Raw genomic sequence first — 15,914 nt, forward strand, 5'->3', positions numbered from 1 at the left:
CCCGCAGCCGGGTCCAGGCTGCGGCCCGGCGTCCGGATCGCACGATGTCGAGGGGGCAGGCGCATGAGTGTCGGTGCGGCGCCGGGCTGGGACCGCGCACACGCGGTGGTGCGTGAGGACGGCACCGGAGAGGTGCGCATCGGCGGCGTTCCGTATCCCGTGTACATGACCACGCTCGGCCAGGCGCGCAGCGAGGTCATGCGGCGCGTCGTCGAGCACGCGGCCGCCGTCGGGCTGCCCGTGGCGGTGTCGGCCTCGGGGCCCGAGGGCACGTCCGAGCTCGTGGTCTACCCCAACGGCGATGTGCAGCATGGCGGGGTGCCGGCGCCCGCGCAGGGCTCGCCCTTCCCGCCCCAGCCCGCCGGCTACGGACACGCGCCGTCGGCCCCGGAACCGGACCGGCGCTCCTTCCTGGTCGAGGAACGCGGCGAGGACCCTGCCCGGCGGGGCATGCGCGGAGTGCTCTCCCGGATCGGCGTGAACATCCCGCCCAGCCCCGAGGAACGCGCCGAGCGCGCCGACGAGGCCGCCGTCGCGCAGCACTGGCCCGGGCCGCGCACGGTCGCCGTCGTGAACGGCAAGGGCGGCGCCGGCAAGACCCCCGGCACCGTGCTGCTCAGCGCCGTCTTCGCGGCGCACGGCGGATCCGGCGTCGTGGCCTGGGACAACAACCAGACGCGCGGCACGCTCGGCTGGCGCACCGAGCAGGGCATGCACGACGCGACCCTGCACGACCTGCTGCCGCAGATCGACCACTTCCTCGGCCCCACAGCGCAGCTCGCCGACCTGGCCTGGTACATCCACCACCAGTCCCAGATGCGGTTCGACGTCCTGCGCTCCAAGCCGATGGTGCTCGCCGACGAGCAGCGGATCTCGTCGTCCGACGTCGACGCGATCCACGCCGTGCTCAGCAAGTACTACCGGCTGATCTTCATCGACTCGGGCAACGACGAGTCCGACCCCATGTGGCTGCGCATGATCGACCACACCGACCAGCTCGTCGTCGCGACCACCACCCGCGACGACCACGCGGAGGCCGGCGCGCTGCTGCTCGAGGCGCTCGCGGCCCGCGACCCGCGCAGTGCCGAACTGGCCCGCGGCGCGGTGGTGCTCGTGAGCCAGGCGGACCCCAAGGCCACACCGGCGGAGCTACGACAGGTCGTGCGGGGGTACCGGAACCTCGCCCGGGAGGTCGTGACCGTGCCGTTCGACCCGGGCATGGTGGACGGCAGACTCAGCCTGCGGTCACTGCGCCCGGCCACGCAACGCGCCTGGCTGGCGGCCGGCGCGGCGGTCGCGCGAGGGTTCTGAACGCCATGGGAAACGCCATGGGAATGGCCTTCACGGGTGTGGACCTGTCATGATCACCCGCGTGCCCATCGAAGTACGTGACGTGACCGATGCCGATCTCGACGCCGTCGCCGGACTGTTCCTGCAGTATCTGGCCTTCTACGAGCACGCCGCCGACGAGCGGCGCGTGCGGGAGTTCCTGAGCGCGCGGTTCGCGTCCGACGACACGGCGCTGCTGATCGCGGAGGAGACGGGAGACGGCCGGCCTGCCGTCGGGATCGCGCAGGCGTACCGGTCCTGGTCGTCGGTGAGCCTCGGCCCCGTCTGGGTCCTCAACGACCTCTTCGTGGAACCCGCCGCCCGCGGGACCGGCGCGGGCCGCGCCCTCGTCCGCGCCATCTGCGAGCGCGCGAAGGAAGCCGGCGCGATCCGCGTCTCGCTCGCCACGGCCTGGGACAACGTCGCCGCCCAGGGACTGTACGAGTCCGAGGGCTTCGCGCGGGACGTCTCCTTCCTCCACTACGCGAAGGTCCTCGGCGGCTGAGGCTCCATCCTCGGCGGCTGACGCCCTACGCGAGACCGAGGTCGACGGTGACCGGCTCGAACCGCGTGCCGGCCGGATAGTTCCCGCCCCAGAGGCTCGCGCCCGCCGCACTCACCTCGACCCGGGGCCACGTGAGCCGGCGCCCGTCGTCGGCCACCTCCGGAGCGCCCACGAGCCGGAACGCGCCCGTCCGCACCCCGGACTCACGGTCCAGGACCGACATCGTCCAGTCGTCCCCGTCCCCGTCACCGTCGGCGCGCACCTCCGGGTCGCCGATCTCACCGACGAACGACCCGAAGTGCCCGAAGAACGCGACCGAGCCGCGGAACGCGAACGCACGCGCGTCCGCCGTCGTCCCACCACCGTCCAGGCCCGCGGAGCGCTCCGCGTCCAGCCCGAACCAGAACGACGCACCCTCACCCCCGACCTCGGGATCCACGACGAGGCGGCCACCCGGCGCCCCGGCGACGTACATGAGCAGGCTCGGCTTGATCTCCCAGTCCAGATGCACGCGACGACCCTACCGCTGCACGGTTCGCCGACGCCGACGTACCGTTGGCGGTTATGACGACCGCTTCTGAGACCCAGAACCCCGGCCCGCGTCCCTCCGCCGCCTACGGCGTGCACTCCGAGGTGGGAAGGCTCCGCAAGGTGCTCGTCTGCGCACCAGGGCAGGCCCACCGCCGGCTCACGCCGTCGAACTCCGACAGCCTGCTGTTCGACGACGTCCTCTGGGTCGAGCGCGCACAGGCCGACCACGCCGCCTTCGTCGGGGAACTGGAGGCGCGCGGCGTCGAGGTCGTCGAGCTGCACGCCGTCCTGGCGCAGACCCTGCGCGTGCCGGGCGCCCGCGACTGGCTCCTGGACCGCAAGATCGTGCCGCAGACCGTGGGCGACGGCCTCGTCGACGCCACCCGCGAATACCTCGAGTCGCTGCCTCCGCACACCCTCGCCGAGTACCTGATCGGCGGGCTCGCCGTGTCGGACGTGCCGGAGCTGCCGCCGGGACACCGGGCGCTCGCGGCGTTCTCGCCGGACGAGCGGGAGTTCCTCATGCCGCCGCTGCCGAACACCCTGTTCACGCGGGACACGACGTGCTGGCTGTACGGCGGCGTCACGCTGAACCCGCTCTACTACCCGGCGCGACGCGACGAGACGCTGCTGATGAAGGCGGTGTACGAGTTCCACCCGGACTTCGTCGGGTCGCGGGTGTGGTGGGGCGACCCGGAGGAGGACCACGGTCAGGCCACGTTCGAGGGCGGGGACATCATGCCCGTGGGCAACGGGACCGTCCTGATGGGTATGGGGGAGCGCACCTCGCGGCAGGCGATCACGCAGGTGGCGGCGCGGTTGTTCGCGGGGGGCGCGGCGGAGCGGGTGGTGGTGGCGGGGATGCCGCGCCTGCGCGCGGCGATGCACCTGGACACGGTGATGACGTTCGTGGACGTGGACACGGTGACGGTGTACCCGCGGATCGTGGACGGCGTGCACCCGTTCGTGCTGCGGCCGGGGGACGACGGGGAGGTGGTGGTGTCGGGCTCCGCCGGCGTGTCCTTCCTCGACGTGGTCGCCGGCGCCATGGGGCTGGACGAGCTCCGCGTGATCGAGACCGGCGGGGACAGCTACGAGTCCGAGCGGCAGCAGTGGGACAGCGGGAACAATGCCGTCGCCGTCGAACCCGGCGTCGTGTTCACCTACGACCGCAACACCACCACGAACGACCTGCTGCGCAAGGCGGGCATCGAGGTGCTGGAGATCGCGGGCGGTGAGCTGGGCCGCGGGCGGGGTGGCGGACACTGCATGACCTGCCCGATCATCCGCGACGCGGTGTGAGGCGGTTCGCCCGGGCTTCGCTAGGGTGGCGCCCGTGATCCTCGAGATTTTTCCCCCGAGCACCAACCTGGTCTTCCGCGCGATGCAGGCCCTGCGCCCGCACCTGACCGACGCGGACTCCTTCGAGAAGCACGTCGACGACGTGCAGCGGCCCGAGGGCTACCGCCTGCTCGGGGCCTTCGACGACGACGCGGGCAACGGGGTCGACGCCGTGGCCGCGCTGGGCTTCCGGTTCGGCACCAACCTGGCCTGGGGCCGGTACTGCTACGTCGACGACCTGTCGACCCTGCCCGAGGAACGCGGCAAGGGGCACGCCTCCGCGCTCCTGGAGCGGGTGCACGAGATCGCCGAGGAGGAAGGCGCGCGCGAGGTGCACCTCGACTCGGGCGTGCAGCCCGAGCGCGCCGCCGCGCACGGGCTGTACTTCGCGCAGCGGTACCGGATCGCGTCGTACCACTTCGCGCGGGGGGTGTAGCGGGGGGCTGCGGCGGTGGCCGGCCCTGCCCGGCGGGGCGATCAGAAGTCGAACAGCTCGCCGAGGAAGGACTCCTTGCGCTTGCGCTTGCTGTAGCGGGGGTCGTAGTGGTCGCGGCGCCGGTCGTCGTAGCGGTCGCCGTCGTAGCCGCGATCGTCGCGGTACTGCGGCTGCGGGACGGCGGGCCGGGCCTGCGGGACGGCGGCCGGGACCGGGGGTTGCGGGAGGCCCGGCACTGCCTGGGGGCGCGCGTTCTCCGCGGCGATCTCGGCGTCGATGGAGCGGTCGATGATCTTGTCGAGCTCGCCCCGGTCGAGCCAGACGCCGCGGCACTGCGGGCAGTAGTCGATCTCGACCCCCTTGCGTTCCGACATCACGAGGTTCGCCTGATCGATAGGACACTGCATGGTCGGGCTCCTTCTGTTGCGTGGTTCCTGATCCGGCTCAACGAACTCGTTACGGTGGCGGTTCCGGTGGCTGTGGCCGGCAGCGCCGGAGGTGAGGCGGCCGGGAGGCAGCGTGCCCTGCGAAGCTGACGTCTGGCTGGGCGTCACCTGACACGCCACCGTGAGAGCGGCGGAAGCGGTGGTGCGCCGTCGATGTCGGTGCCGCGGCCTACTGTATGGACGTGGACAGCATGGGCGCGGACAGCATGGGCGCGGACAGCATGGGCGCGGACAGCGAAGCGGGACCCGAGGTGGAGCAGCCCCTTGCGTTCGTCGTGTTCCCGACAGGGGTCGGGGACTGCGCGATCGTCTGGCGGGTCGGCGGCGCCGTCGTCGGCTCCACCCTGCCCCAGGGAGGGGCGGACCAGGTGCGCTGCGCCGTGCGGCGCTGGTACCCGGGCGCCGTCGAGTCGGAGCCGACGGCGGACGTGGCGGAGGCCGTCGAGCGCGTCACGAGGCTGCTGGACCACGGCGGCGAGGGCGACGCGACGCCGACGGCGGACATCGAGCTGGACATGGGAGCCGTCCCGGAGTTCGACCGCCGCGTCTACGAGGTCGTGCGGAGGATCCCACCCGGGGAGACACTCACCTACGGCGAGGTCGCCGCCCTGCTGGGCGCGCCCGGCTCCGCGCAGGCCGTGGGGCAGGCGCTCGGGCGCAACCCTTTCCCGCCGATCGTGCCGTGCCATCGCGTCCTGGCCGCGGGCGGCAAGATCGGGGGGTTCTCGGCACGGGGTGGCGCCCGGACCAAGCTCCGCATGCTGGTGCGGGAGGGCGCCCTCATGGAACAGCCGACGCTGTTCGAGCTGTGACGCCACCTCCCGCCGGAGGTCACCGCCAGCCGAGGGCAGGGGCCACGTGCTTGACGACGTTCTCGATCACGTGTGCGTTGTAGTCGACACCGAGCTGGTTGGGCACGGTGAGCAGGAGGGTGTCGGCGGCGGCGATCGCGGTGTCGGTGGCGAGGTCCTCGACGATCTCGTCGATCTCGCCGGCGTACGTCTTGCCGAACCGGGCCCGGACCGCCCCGTGCAGGTTCCCGACCTGGTCGGTGCTGAACCGCTCCATGCCGAAGTAGGCCCGGTCGCGCTCGTCGGTGATGGGGAAGACCGACCGCGACACGGACACGCGCGGCTCCCGGGTGTGGCCCGCCGCGTCCCAGGCCTCACGGAACCGCTGGATCTGCTCGGCCTGCAGCTCGTGGAACGGAACGCCGGTGTCCTCCGCCAGGAGGGTCGAGGACATCAGGTTCATGCCCTGCTGAGCCGTCCACTCGGCGGTGGCGCGGGTGCCGGCGCCCCACCAGATGCGCTCACGTAGCCCCTCGGACCAGGGCTCGATGCGCAGCAGCCCGGGCGGGTTGGGGAACATCGGCCGAGGGTTCGGCTCGGCGAATCCCTCACCCTTCAGCAGCTCCAGGAAGCGGGCGGCGTGCCGGCGGGCCATGTCGGCGTCGGACTCGCCGTCGCGAGGCTCGTGGCCGAAGTACCGCCAGCCGTCGATCACCTGTTCCGGTGACCCGCGCGAGATCCCGAGCTGCAGGCGGCCGCCGGCGATGACGTCCGCGGCGCCGGCGTCCTCGGCCATGTAGGCGGGATTCTCGTAGCGCATGTCGATGATGCCCGTGCCGATCTCGATCCTCGAGGTCCGTGCACCGACTGCCGCCAGCAGCGGGAACGGCGACGCGAGCTGCCGGGCGAAGTGGTGCACGCGGAAGTAGGCGCCGTCGGCCCCGAGCTCCTCGGCGGCAACGGCCAGGTCGATGGACTGCAGGAGCGCGTCCGCGGCGGACCGGGTCTGCGACGAGGCGTGCGGCGTCCAGTGCCCGAAGGAGAGAAATCCGATGTGCTTCACGAGGTCAGCCTGCCTTTCTTCGGGGGCGGTGTCACGTGGGCGCGGGAGCGTGGCGGTGGCCGGGCGTCAGAAGGGCGGCGGGGTGTCGGCTTCGGGTCGGTGGGGCTCCTGGGTGTGGCCTGGTGGTGGGGTGCTGGTCGGTGGGGTGCGTGGTGGGCGTGGTGGGCGTGCGAGGGTGAGCCCGCTGGGTGGGGTCCATGGCGCGTCGTCGGTGTTGATATCGGCTGTGCGGGCGTAGCGGGCTGATGGGTCGATGGGCTCGGGTCGGTAGACCTCGGTGTGGCCGGTGGGGCTGGTCCAGGTCTCGGTGCCGGTGGCGGGGTCGCGTTCAAGGGTCCATCCGGCCAAGGACTTCAGGTTGTGGTGGCGCCGGCACAGGGCGTGCAGGTTGGTGGCTCGGGTCTGGCCGGGTTCACCCGGTGTGTATCGGTGGTCGGGGTCGAAGGGTTGGATGTGGTCCAGGTCGCAGCGCGCGGCGGGCTTTCCGCAGCCGCTGCTCATGCAGGTGCGGTCGCGGGCCTGGACTGCTCGGCGCAGGCGTTCGGGGGGTTGGTAGGTGGTGGTGGAGTAGTCGGTGAGGATGCCGGTGATCGGGTCGGTCACCAGGCGGTGCCAGATGCCCTCGGCGGCGATGTCGCGGGCGGTCTCGGCGGGGATGGGGCCGAGCAGGTCCAGGACGCCGGGTGTGTCCTGGGTAGGGTCGGCCAGCACGCTCACCGGGACGGTGACGTTGATGGTGGCGGGTACCTCGATGGCGCGCACCACCACGCCCGCCTCGGCAGGGGCAGCGGGTGCGGGTGCGGTGGACAGTACGTCGTCGTCCTCGTCGGGGACGGCGACCAGGTCGGTGTCGCGTACGGGTGGCACGAGCGTGCCCGGCGCGATGGTGGGGACCGTCAGGCGTGTCGGGCCGGCGGGCACGCCACCGGTGGTGGCCGTGGGTGGGTTGTCCCCGGCTTCTGGCGTCTCGGGGTCCTGGGTCTCGTCGATGGGGTGGGGGACCATCCGCCCGGTGACCAGGGAGGTGAGTGCGGCGGCGCGGGCCTGCCCGCGCCGGCGGGTCTGGCCCGGCTGTCGCATGAGCTGGTCGGCTCCGGCTTGTACGGCGTTGAACACGCGGGCGGCGTCCTTGGCGGGCATGAGTGCGGTCAGCAGTCCCATCCCGGGCGCGGACGTCTCCAGCCACACGTTCGATCCTGCCGCGGCTTCCTGTAGTTCCTCGCCGCTGCCGTACAGCCGGTTGGCCAGCGCGTTGAGCTGATCCGACAGCCACTTCCAGGTGCGGGTGGGTGCTTCGGGCAGGAGGGCCTGGATCGCGGCGTCGCGTTCGTCGTCGGACAGCTCGGCGCCCGCACCCAGCAGGGTGTCGGCCTTGCGTACGTCGATGCGGCCCGCGTCCAGGGCGTCCAGGACGTCCGGGAAGCGGGCGCACCGGTCGGCGCGGTTGACGATGATCGAGCCTTCGCCGGCGGTGACGTGCAGGCGGTCCTTGACCACGGTCGCAGCCTGGTCCATCCCCAGGATCCCGCCCTGGACGGTGACCAGTGCCGCGGCCGCTCGTGCCTGGAGCGCCTGCGCCCACCCGGCCAGGCGCTGCGCCGCGGCAACGACTCCAGCCAGCTCGACCGCATCCAACCGGCCCAGCACACCCGGCTCGCCGCCCGGCTCGGTGCAGGGCGCGGCCAGGGCCTCCAGCACGCCCGCGAGCCACGGCCCCGGTTCACTCGAGCGCGCCTGCGTCACCAGCACATCCACCGCGCCGTCATCCACCGCCCCGCGTCCGCCCGACCCCGGACCGTCGAGTACTCCCGGACCGGCCCACGGCGCCTGGGGCAGCACGACGTCCAGACGCACCGCACCGCCGTCGTGCAACGTCAACGCCTCCATCGCGCTCACCCCTTTCACATGTCCGGATTCGAGTCCTTCCGCTTCGTGTTCGATCCTATAATCGCCACTGGCTGCCAGCTACCCGAAGATAGAATCTGTGGATAACCGGTGCCGGATGCTGCACCCAGGTGGTGCCGAACAGCGTGGCAGGCAGCCCACCGTGGCAGCGCCGCCCTGCCGCCCCGTCACGCCGAACCCCAACGCCCTTCCGGCGAGATCGGAACCGTGCCTCCGTCTGCCTGAGGTTCCTGACCATCGATCGAGGCGTGGCCGTTGCGCGAGCGGGCCGGCCTCCTCAGCGCCTCCGCGGCCGCTGCACCCACCAGGTGCCGAGCGCCACGGCACCGATCCCTGCCCATTGCGGCGGGCTCGGCGTCTCACCGAGGAACAACCAGGCCAGCAGGGCGATCTGGATGAGCATCGTGTTGTTGACGGCGCTCGACTCGGTCGCGCTGAGATGCCGGAGCGTGTGGTTCCAGAGGGTGAACGCGAACGCGGTGTTGATCGCGGCGAGCCAGCCGAGGATCACCCATGAGCCGGCGTCGAGGCGTGGTGCGGGCTCCGTCAGGAGCCCGGTGACGACGAGCAGGAGACCGCCGATCGCCATCGACGGCGCCGTCACCACCAGCGCGGGCAGGTCATGGCCACGATTGGCGGCCCGGCCCAGCATCGAGGCCCCGGCGTTCGCGGCCAGGCCGACCACTCCCACGGCGAGCCCGACGAGACTCGTGACACCAAGCCCTGGCAACAGGTAGAGCATCGCCCCGCCGAGGGCGAGCAGGACACCGATCCGCTGCCCCGGTCGTCCCGGCTCGTTCAGGAGGAGCCGCGACCCACCGAGCACGAGCAACGGCGTGAACGACAGCAGCAGGCTGAGCGTCGCGGCCGGAAGCAACGACAACCCGACGAACTGCGCGCCCTGGGTGACCGCGTACATCACCACGCCGAGGGCGGCCAGTCGTCCCCAGGTGCGGGCCGGCAGCGTCGCGGCCTGCCGGCGCCCGCCCGGGTCGGCGAGCAGCGCCGCCAGCAGGATCGCCGAGGCGACGGTGTATCTCAGTCCGGCGAAGGTGAGTGGCGGAAGGTCGTCGAGCCCCAGTTTGATCAGCACCCAGGAACTGGACCAGAGCACGGTGACGAGGAGCGCCGCGGCGACGGGAAAACGGTCGGCAAGGGGGAACCAGCGGGTCATGGGAACCTCTCGGGGCGCGGGCACGGTGAACCGTGCCGACGTCTCCACTCGAGGCTTCTGTCCCATGAGGTGCGAGCCGGATGGCCTCCGGCCTTCCGTGGCGCTCGAACCAGACCCGCGGAACGCGGCGGAACCCTAGCCACCCTTCGGTCGACGGCAGGAAGTTACCACGCCCGCGTGCCCGCATGCCCGCTCCTGGCCCTCCAGGGCACCGACGGCCAGTGGGCGGGCGGCGCCTTCTTCCCCGGCGGGTTCGACCTGGATCCAGCGGGGCCGCCACCCCGGACGCGCACTCAGCCCCGCGGGCCCCCAGCCACATACAGCACCTGGCCCGAGACGAAGCCCGCGTCCTCCGACGCGAAGAACGCGACGGCGGCCGCGACGTCCTCCGGGAGGCCGACGCGCCCGACCGGGATCCGCTCCGCAGCACCCTCGAGGAGTTCGTCGAAGGTGATGCCCATGCGCTCCGCCGTCGCCTCGGTCATCGCGGTCCGGATCGTCCCCGGCGCCACCGCGTTGGCGGTGACGCCGAACCTGCCCAGCTCGATCGCGAGCGTCTTGGTGAAGCCCTGCATCCCGGCCTTGGCCGCGGCGTAGTTCACCTGCCCGCGGTTGCCCAGGGCCGACGTCGACGACAGGTTCACGATCCGCCCGTACCTCGCCGCGACCATGTGCGTCTGCACGGCCCGCGTCATGAGGAACGCGCCCCGCAGGTGCACCCCCATGACCGCGTCCCAGTCGTCTGCCGACATCTTGAAGATCAGGTTGTCCCGCAGGATGCCGGCGTTGTTCACGAGGATCGCCGGGGGCCCGAGCTCGCTCGCGACGCGGTCGACGGCGGACGCGACGGAGTCCTCGTCGGACACGTCGGCGCCGACGGCGATCGCACGGCCGCCGTCGGCCACGATCTCCTCGGCGGTCGCCCTGGCCTGGTCCTCCATCAGGTCGAGCACGGCGACCGCGTGGCCCTCCTGAGCGAGGCGCTTCGCGGTCGCGGCTCCGATGCCACGGGCGGCGCCGGTCACGATGGCGGTACGAGAGGTCATCATCGTCCCTTCTACTCGGTGTGTGCCCAGTCTGGCGTACGGGACGACGACGGCGGGACGGTCACGAGCGCGCGACGCCCAGGTCCTCGATGACCTCGACGCCCGGCGCCGCGCACAGCAACGGGCCCGCCATCAGCAGCTTGGACCGGCGCACGCCCGACCCCATGAGGGCGAGCGTGCCGGGCTCGGCGAACCGGGAGTCCACGAGCACGCGCCAGCCGCCGGGGAGCCCGACGGGCGTGATCCCGCCGTACTCCATGCCGGTCTCGGACACCGCGCGGTCCTGCGCCATGAACGACGCCTTGCGCACGTCGAGCAGCTTGCGCACGCGCTTGTTCACGTCCGCGAACGTGGACGCCGGGACGACGACGCCGGCGATCCGCTCGTCCTCGCCCCGCCTGCCCGCCACGACCACGCAGTTGGCGGACGCCTCCGGCGGCAGCCCGTGGAGCTCGTTGAGCGTCTCGGTGTCGGCGTGGCCCGGGTCGATCTCGGTGACGGCCACGGCCGTCGCGACGTCCGGTTCCGCGTCGGCCCACGCGCGGAGCGCGGCCAGGACAGGCTCCGCGAGCAGGTCGGGGTGGTCGAGCGCGGGGGACCAGGTCAGGTCGCCGAGCGTGGGGAGATCGGTCGGCCGGTTCGTGGACTGTGCGTTCATGCGCCTTACTCTGCCACCGGGAGGGCGCACACCCCGTCGACGCACGCGGCGCCGTCGTCGGCCAGCATGCTGAAGACCGGTGCGCCGGCCGGCGGCGCGGCCGTCTCGGCGGGACCGCCCGCGACACTCGACTCGATGGTTGCCGGTTCGACGGCGGTGCCGTTGCGGTCGGCCTCAGACATCGGCGGGCTCCTTCGCCTGGTTCCGGGTCGCCTCGTCGATCGCCTGGACGAACACCGCCGGGTCCTGCGCGCCCGAGACGCCGTACCGGCCGTCGAGCACGAAGAACGGGACGCCGTTGATGCCGTAGGCGCGGGCCTGGGCGATGTCGGCGGCGACGTCGTCGGCGAACCGGCCGCTCTCGAGGGCCTCGACCGCCTCGTCCCGGTCCAGGCCGGCCTCTGCGGCCAGGTCGGCCAGCTCGGAGATGTGACCGACGTGCCGGCCGTCGGTGAAGTAGGCCCGCAGCAGCCGTTCCTTCATCTCGTACTGCTTGCCGTGCCGCTTGGCCAGGTGCAGCAGCTCGTGGGCCCGGAGCGTCTTGGTGTGCCGCACCTCGTCCGTGCGGAACTCCACGCCCTCGGCGGCCGCGAGCTGGGCCACGTGCTCCTGCATCTGCCGGGCCTGGTCCAGGGGGATGCCCTTGTGCCCGGCCAGGAACTCGGTCACGGTGCCCTCGAAGTCGACGGGCGTGTCCGGCGACAGCTCGAAGGAGTGGTATTCGATGGTCACGTCCGGTCGGGCGCCGTCGCGCTCCGTGATGCGGTCGAGGGCGGACTCGAGCCGCCGCTTGCCGATGTAGCACCAGGGGCAGGCGACGTCGGACCAGATGTCGATCTTGAGGGTTTCGCTCACGCCCGGCGACAACGCGGGGCGGCGCCGGGGAATTCCGGCCGGGCCCTGCCGCGGCATGCTCGGCTTACTCGACGTCCCGCAGCGCCGACATCACCGCGACCGTGTCCGCGCCGAACTTCTCGTCGGCGTAGCGCTGGACGCTGCCGTCGTCGTAGGCGACGGTCACCCAGACGTAGCCGTTCTCGGTCGAGCCGCTGAGTCCGCCGAGGTGCTCGTAGATCTCGATCTGAAGCTCGTCGGCCTCGGACAGCGGCATGTCGGGGTCGAGCGCTCCGGCATTGCCCGGATCGCGCCGGGGGTCCTCGGGGAGCTCGGGCCATTCGTCCGGGGTGGCCCCGGCCTGCGTGAGGTGGAACGTCTCGCCGTCCCAGGTGCCCTCCACCGCGTATTCGCCCCAGGTGGTGTCCTGCGCGGACTCGGACTCGACGGCATCCCAGTCCCAGCCGGCGATCTCCGGGCCGCCGCACTGAGGTGGGTACGACGAGGCGACGCCGCCCAGGCAGAGCTCGGGCGGGCCGTCACCCTCCTGGAGAACCATGGTGACGACGGTCACCGGGCCGGGCGCCGCCGGCGTGGGCGGCGCGGTCGTGTCCGGTTCGTTGCCGTCGGCCGCCGGACCGGCGGGCCCGGCGCAGGCGCCCAGGAGCAGGACACCGGCCAGCCCGGTGCCGAGGAGTCCGGTGCCGAGGAGCCGACGTGGGACTCGACGCAGATCCGTGGCTCTCGGCGGATTCGTCTTCGCTCGTCGTGAGTTCGCTCGTCGTGGGTTCATGCCCGGTATGTGTCGCCGGCGCCGCGGTGCTTGCCGACCCGCTCCGTCGTCGTACCCGATCGGCCTCTCCCGCTGCCCCCGATCAGCCCACCGAGCGGCGATGCGCCTCCGCCAGCCGCTGGTACTCCAGCGCGTTCTCGCGGACGCGCTCGCGGCCGGCGTCGTCCAGCTCGCCGCGCACCTTCGCCGGCAGTCCGGCGGCCAGGTGCCCGGCCGGGATCTCCTGCCCCTCGCGCACGAGCGCCCCGGCGGCGACGAACGCGCCGGCGCGGATCACGCTGTTGTTCAGGAGCTTGGCACCCATGCCGATGAGGCAGCCGTCCTCGACCGTGGCGCCGTGGATGATCGCCGTGTGCCCGACGCCGACCCAGGCCCCGATGTGCGTCGGGACGCCCGTGTCCGTGTGCACCACGCAGTTGTCCTGGATGTTGCTGCCCTCGCCGAGCGTGATCTCGTCCATGTCGCCGCGCAGCACCGCGCCGTAGAAGACGCTCGCGCGCGGGCCGATCGTCACGCGCCCGATGAGGGTCGCCGTCGGCGCGATCCACGCCGTCGGGTCGATCTGCGGCTCATGGCCGTCGAAAGGGAGAACTGTCGCCATGGACCGCACCTTACGTCCCGGGCGCGTCGGGAGGACGGCCGGCCGTCGCAACCGGGAGACTGTACGGCATGGAAAGTCAGTACAAGCCCGACGACTCCCGGTTCATGACGCTGACCGACGTCTGCAAGACGCTCGACGTCTCCAGCGCGATCGTCTACGGACTGCTGCGCAGCGGGGAGCTGCCCGGCATCCAGGTGGGGCCGAAGAAGGTCTGGCGGATCGAGCGCTCCCGCTTCGAGGAGTACATCACCACCCAGTACGCGCTGGTCAGGGAGCGGATCACGCGCGGCGAGGTCGAGTAGGCCAGCCGGCGAGCAGTTCACCCGGCGCGGCCCGCGGCGACCTCCACCACGATCTTGCCGCGGTTCGCGCTGCTCGCGAGGCGCTCGTACGCCACGAGCGCCTCGTCGAGCGGATAGACGTGGTCGATGACGGGGACGACGGCGGTGGTGGTGAGCAGCTGTGTGACGGTGACCAGGTCGTCGCGGCTCTGCGGGACCGCGAGGACGCGTACCCGCTTGCCGGTGAGCCAGCGGATCGCGGGGCCGGCGGCGACCGTGGCGAGGAGGGTCCGGGTGCGGCCGCCGACCACGAAGTAGGTGCCGCCGGGCCGGAGCGCCCGGTGGACGCGGTAGGGGGAGCGGCGGGCGACGAGGTCGACGATCAGGTCGTAGCGTTCGGGGTGGTCGGCCCAGTCCTCGGTCTCGTGGTCGATCGTGTGGTCGGCGCCGAGGCGGCGCAGGTGGTCGGCCTTGTCCGCGCGGTCGACGGCGGTCACTTCCGCGCCGGCGTGCTTGGCGAGCTCGACGACGAACGCGCCACCGGCTCCGCCCGCGCCGTTGACGAGGACCTTGTCCCCGGGCCGGACCTTGCCTGTCTTGTGGATGGCGCGCCAGGCGATGCAGCCTGCCTGGGGCAGGGCGGCCGCGTCGGTGAAGGAGAGTTCCGCCGGCTTGCGGGCGAGGAGTGCCGGCGGGGTGGTGACGTATTCGGCGAGGGCTCCGCGGTATCCGGTGAGTTCGCCGTAGACCTCGTCGCCCGGTGCGAGGTCGGTGACGTCGGGGCCGACGGCGGTCACGACGCCCGCGACGTCGGAGCCGGGGACGGGGTTGCGGGGTCGCAGCAGGCCGCCGACGCGCGCGTAGAAGGGGCTGCCGGCGAGATTCTCGCGGTCGGAGCCGTTGAGGGAGGCGGCGTGGACGCGGACGAGGACTTCGCCGGGGGCGGGTGCGGGGCGGGGGATATCGCCCAGCCGGACGACGTCGGCGGTGCCGTACCTGTCCTGGATGACCGCTCGCACGGGGGTTCCTTCCGGTCAGGAGCCGCGGGTGAGGCGGCCGTGGTCGTCGAAGCGGGCGTCGTCGGACCGGCCGGACCAGAATTCGCGCAGGATCTCCTCGGGGCTGAGCAGGGTGTCGCGGCGGACGGCGGGTTCGGTGCCGCCGGACAGCTCCTTGACCTCGTCGTGGATGCGTTCCATGGAGGTATCGAGGGACTGGGCGACGTCGGCGGCGAGCTTGAGGGAGTCGATGAGGTGTCGCGGGACCTCGCGGTCGTACTTGTAGTAGATCTTGTGCTCGAGGGAGGCCCAGAAGTCCATGGCGATGGTGCGGAGCTGGACCTCGACGATGACGTCCTCGACGCGGTCGGACAGGAAGACGGGGACCTGGACGATGAGGTGGAGCGACCGGTAGCCGTTCGGCTTGGGGGTGGCGATGTAGTCGCGTTCCTCGAGCACGGTGATGTCGGCCTGCTTGGTGAGCATGTCGCGCACGTGGTAGATGTCCGAGACGAAGCTGCAGGTCACGCGGATGCCGGCGATGTCGAACATGTGCTTGCGGATGCCCTCGGGCGTGAACGGGATGTTCTTGCGCCGGCACTTGGCGACGATGGAGTCGAGCGACTTGAGCCGGGAGCCCACGTGTTCGACCGGGTTGTACTGCTGCATGTGGCGCAGTTCGTCGCGCAGGATCGAGATCTTCGTCATCACCTCGTCGATGCCGAACTTGTAGGTCAGCGCCATCCGGCGGACCTCGTGCATCACTGCCCGTAGCTCGCTCGGGTCCACCGTGTCCATGGCCCTGATCCTAGGCAGTACGGCGTGACGAGTTCGTGAACATCGGTTGTGCGATCTCAAGGTCTCGTTTCGGTAACGAAGAGTGCACAGCCGTCGTTCAGGGACGATATTCACCCGAAGTGTTGGTATTTGCCGGGTAGGTTCCGGTGTTCGGTGTGGTCGCCGCCCGGGCGGTCGCCGTGAGAGCGGGAGCGGGAATGGCGCCGGAGGGACTGACCGAGGGGCAGCGCGTGACGGCGCGTGTTGCGCGAGGGCTGCGCTCGCGATCGACGATGCTGGTCTCGGGCGTCCTCGTCCTGACCCTCGGCGCCGGTGCCGGGGCTGTGGTCGCGACCGGGTCGCAGGACGCGCTGCTGTCGGCGCTCGGCATGGACGGCACGGCGG

Annotated in this window: 19 protein-coding genes; 6 read left to right on the forward strand and 13 right to left on the reverse strand. The window is 71.9% G+C overall.

Translation table 11 applies throughout. The features are described 5' to 3' along the window. Window positions 1-63: 63 nt before the first annotated feature. Window positions 64-1,311, forward strand: a complete 1,248-nt coding sequence (locus ACYVK5_RS25120; RefSeq protein WP_460708876.1) for a MinD/ParA family ATP-binding protein — start codon at window positions 64-66, stop codon at window positions 1,309-1,311. Window positions 1,312-1,372: 61 nt separating this feature from the next. Next, a complete protein-coding gene (locus tag ACYVK5_RS25125; RefSeq protein ID WP_460708879.1) occupies window positions 1,373-1,834 on the forward strand; it encodes a GNAT family N-acetyltransferase in 462 nt (153 codons plus the stop codon). A gap of 25 nt (window positions 1,835-1,859) precedes the next feature. On the opposite strand, the gene ACYVK5_RS25130 is transcribed toward ACYVK5_RS25125, so the two are convergent. Continuing rightward, entirely contained in the window at window positions 1,860-2,345 is a 486-nt protein-coding gene (locus ACYVK5_RS25130) for an HtaA domain-containing protein (protein WP_460708881.1), read from the reverse strand. Between the two features lie 53 nt (window positions 2,346-2,398). Here ACYVK5_RS25130 and ACYVK5_RS25135 point away from each other — a divergent pair, with 53 nt between their 5' ends. Continuing rightward, window positions 2,399-3,667, forward strand: a complete 1,269-nt coding sequence (locus ACYVK5_RS25135; protein WP_460708883.1) for an arginine deiminase — start codon at window positions 2,399-2,401, stop codon at window positions 3,665-3,667. A gap of 34 nt (window positions 3,668-3,701) precedes the next feature. Beyond that, window positions 3,702-4,142, forward strand: a complete 441-nt coding sequence (locus ACYVK5_RS25140) for a GNAT family N-acetyltransferase (protein ID WP_460708885.1) — start codon at window positions 3,702-3,704, stop codon at window positions 4,140-4,142. Window positions 4,143-4,183: 41 nt separating this feature from the next. On the opposite strand, the gene ACYVK5_RS25145 is transcribed toward ACYVK5_RS25140, so the two are convergent. After that, window positions 4,184-4,549, reverse strand: a complete 366-nt coding sequence (locus ACYVK5_RS25145; RefSeq protein WP_460708887.1) for a TFIIB-type zinc ribbon-containing protein — start codon at window positions 4,547-4,549, stop codon at window positions 4,184-4,186. 230 nt (window positions 4,550-4,779) lie between these two features. Here ACYVK5_RS25145 and ACYVK5_RS25150 point away from each other — a divergent pair, with 230 nt between their 5' ends. Then, on the forward strand, window positions 4,780-5,400 hold the full coding sequence (locus ACYVK5_RS25150) for a methylated-DNA--[protein]-cysteine S-methyltransferase (protein WP_460708916.1): 621 nt from the start codon (window positions 4,780-4,782) through the stop codon (window positions 5,398-5,400). Window positions 5,401-5,419: 19 nt separating this feature from the next. On the opposite strand, the gene ACYVK5_RS25155 is transcribed toward ACYVK5_RS25150, so the two are convergent. From ACYVK5_RS25155 to ACYVK5_RS25195, 9 genes are all read right to left on the reverse strand, one after another. Beyond that, window positions 5,420-6,442, reverse strand: coding sequence for an LLM class flavin-dependent oxidoreductase (locus tag ACYVK5_RS25155; protein WP_460708889.1), 1,023 nt, complete (start codon window positions 6,440-6,442; stop codon window positions 5,420-5,422). A 66-nt stretch (window positions 6,443-6,508) separates the two neighbouring features. Next, entirely contained in the window at window positions 6,509-8,329 is a 1,821-nt protein-coding gene (locus tag ACYVK5_RS25160; protein ID WP_460708891.1) for an HNH endonuclease signature motif containing protein, read from the reverse strand. Window positions 8,330-8,624: 295 nt separating this feature from the next. Beyond that, window positions 8,625-9,521 carry a DMT family transporter gene (locus ACYVK5_RS25165; protein ID WP_460708894.1) on the reverse strand — a complete coding sequence of 299 codons (897 nt, stop codon included), beginning with the start codon at window positions 9,519-9,521 and terminating at the stop codon, window positions 8,625-8,627. Window positions 9,522-9,814: 293 nt separating this feature from the next. Further along, complete coding sequence (gene fabG, locus ACYVK5_RS25170; protein WP_460708896.1) at window positions 9,815-10,570, reverse strand: 3-oxoacyl-ACP reductase FabG; 756 nt, start codon at window positions 10,568-10,570, stop codon at window positions 9,815-9,817. Window positions 10,571-10,628: 58 nt separating this feature from the next. Then, window positions 10,629-11,225 (reverse strand): YbaK/EbsC family protein, encoded by a 597-nt coding sequence (locus tag ACYVK5_RS25175; RefSeq protein ID WP_460708898.1) that lies wholly within the window; start codon window positions 11,223-11,225, stop codon window positions 10,629-10,631. A gap of 5 nt (window positions 11,226-11,230) precedes the next feature. Beyond that, on the reverse strand, window positions 11,231-11,407 hold the full coding sequence (locus ACYVK5_RS25180; RefSeq protein WP_460708900.1) for a hypothetical protein: 177 nt from the start codon (window positions 11,405-11,407) through the stop codon (window positions 11,231-11,233). Continuing rightward, window positions 11,400-12,080, reverse strand: a complete 681-nt coding sequence (locus ACYVK5_RS25185) for a DsbA family oxidoreductase (RefSeq protein WP_460708902.1) — start codon at window positions 12,078-12,080, stop codon at window positions 11,400-11,402. Before ACYVK5_RS25185 ends, ACYVK5_RS25180 begins: the two co-directional genes overlap by 8 nt. 64 nt (window positions 12,081-12,144) lie before the next feature. Next, window positions 12,145-12,852, reverse strand: coding sequence for a hypothetical protein (locus ACYVK5_RS25190; RefSeq protein ID WP_460708904.1), 708 nt, complete (start codon window positions 12,850-12,852; stop codon window positions 12,145-12,147). Window positions 12,853-12,934: 82 nt separating this feature from the next. Next, on the reverse strand, window positions 12,935-13,453 hold the full coding sequence (locus tag ACYVK5_RS25195; protein WP_460708906.1) for a gamma carbonic anhydrase family protein: 519 nt from the start codon (window positions 13,451-13,453) through the stop codon (window positions 12,935-12,937). A gap of 68 nt (window positions 13,454-13,521) precedes the next feature. Here ACYVK5_RS25195 and ACYVK5_RS25200 point away from each other — a divergent pair, with 68 nt between their 5' ends. Continuing rightward, the gene (locus ACYVK5_RS25200; protein WP_460708908.1) at window positions 13,522-13,755 is read left to right on the forward strand and encodes a helix-turn-helix domain-containing protein; all 234 of its coding nucleotides are present in this window, start codon (window positions 13,522-13,524) and stop codon (window positions 13,753-13,755) included. 17 nt (window positions 13,756-13,772) lie between these two features. Here the strand turns inward: ACYVK5_RS25200 and ACYVK5_RS25205 are convergent, their stop codons facing one another. Together ACYVK5_RS25205 and ACYVK5_RS25210 are read right to left on the reverse strand one after the other, a co-directional pair. After that, entirely contained in the window at window positions 13,773-14,753 is a 981-nt protein-coding gene (locus ACYVK5_RS25205) for an NAD(P)-dependent alcohol dehydrogenase (RefSeq protein ID WP_460708910.1), read from the reverse strand. 15 nt (window positions 14,754-14,768) lie between these two features. After that, entirely contained in the window at window positions 14,769-15,530 is a 762-nt protein-coding gene (locus ACYVK5_RS25210; protein WP_460708912.1) for a GTP pyrophosphokinase, read from the reverse strand. Between the last annotated feature and the right edge of the window lie 384 nt (window positions 15,531-15,914).

This window comes from Myceligenerans halotolerans (genome assembly GCF_054782975.1).

Coding starts and splice junctions, on each gene's coding strand:
- ACYVK5_RS25120 (WP_460708876.1), top strand. CDS start 64: ATGAGTGTCGGTGCGGCGCCGGGCTGGGACCGCGCACACGCGGTGGTG.
- ACYVK5_RS25135 (WP_460708883.1), top strand. CDS start 2,399: ATGACGACCGCTTCTGAGACCCAGAACCCCGGCCCGCGTCCCTCCGCC.
- ACYVK5_RS25145 (WP_460708887.1), bottom strand. CDS start 4,549: ATGCAGTGTCCTATCGATCAGGCGAACCTCGTGATGTCGGAACGCAAG.
- ACYVK5_RS25150 (WP_460708916.1), top strand. CDS start 4,780: ATGGGCGCGGACAGCATGGGCGCGGACAGCATGGGCGCGGACAGCGAA.
- ACYVK5_RS25160 (WP_460708891.1), bottom strand. CDS start 8,329: ATGGAGGCGTTGACGTTGCACGACGGCGGTGCGGTGCGTCTGGACGTC.
- ACYVK5_RS25165 (WP_460708894.1), bottom strand. CDS start 9,521: ATGACCCGCTGGTTCCCCCTTGCCGACCGTTTTCCCGTCGCCGCGGCG.
- fabG (WP_460708896.1), bottom strand. CDS start 10,570: ATGATGACCTCTCGTACCGCCATCGTGACCGGCGCCGCCCGTGGCATC.
- ACYVK5_RS25175 (WP_460708898.1), bottom strand. CDS start 11,225: ATGAACGCACAGTCCACGAACCGGCCGACCGATCTCCCCACGCTCGGC.
- ACYVK5_RS25180 (WP_460708900.1), bottom strand. CDS start 11,407: ATGTCTGAGGCCGACCGCAACGGCACCGCCGTCGAACCGGCAACCATC.
- ACYVK5_RS25190 (WP_460708904.1), bottom strand. CDS start 12,852: ATGAACCCACGACGAGCGAACTCACGACGAGCGAAGACGAATCCGCCG.
- ACYVK5_RS25195 (WP_460708906.1), bottom strand. CDS start 13,453: ATGGCGACAGTTCTCCCTTTCGACGGCCATGAGCCGCAGATCGACCCG.
- ACYVK5_RS25200 (WP_460708908.1), top strand. CDS start 13,522: ATGGAAAGTCAGTACAAGCCCGACGACTCCCGGTTCATGACGCTGACC.
- ACYVK5_RS25210 (WP_460708912.1), bottom strand. CDS start 15,530: ATGGACACGGTGGACCCGAGCGAGCTACGGGCAGTGATGCACGAGGTC.